Here is a 264-nt window from a genome sequence, read left to right on the forward strand (position 1 = left end):
GGGCACGTGCGCGGAAAGATCGTGATCGTCACCGACTGACGGCGGCGCGCCCCGCGGCCTAGCCAGGCTTCTGCAGCCCCAGCGTCCCGAACAGCAGCGGGAGGCCGTTGTTCAGCCCGCCCATCAGCGCGCCCATGCCGTGGCCGCCGGTCGGCAGGTCGACGAACGTGCTGGAGACCCCCGCGCGCTGCGTCGCCCGCACCTCGAGCTGCGCGACGCTGTGGTACCACGGGTCGTCGCGGCAGGCGGTGAAGATGATCGAGC

The 264-nt window shown here is 72.3% G+C and carries 1 protein-coding gene; it reads right to left on the reverse strand.

Annotated features, from left to right (window positions below; genetic code table 11):
• Positions 1-58: 58 nt before the first annotated feature.
• Positions 59-264 (reverse strand): hypothetical protein (locus AC1RPQ_RS08540; protein ID WP_481762354.1); only part of this gene is annotated, 206 nt, incomplete at its 5' end.

This window comes from Dellaglioa sp. CoH-57-MRSF-21, assembly GCF_056781915.1.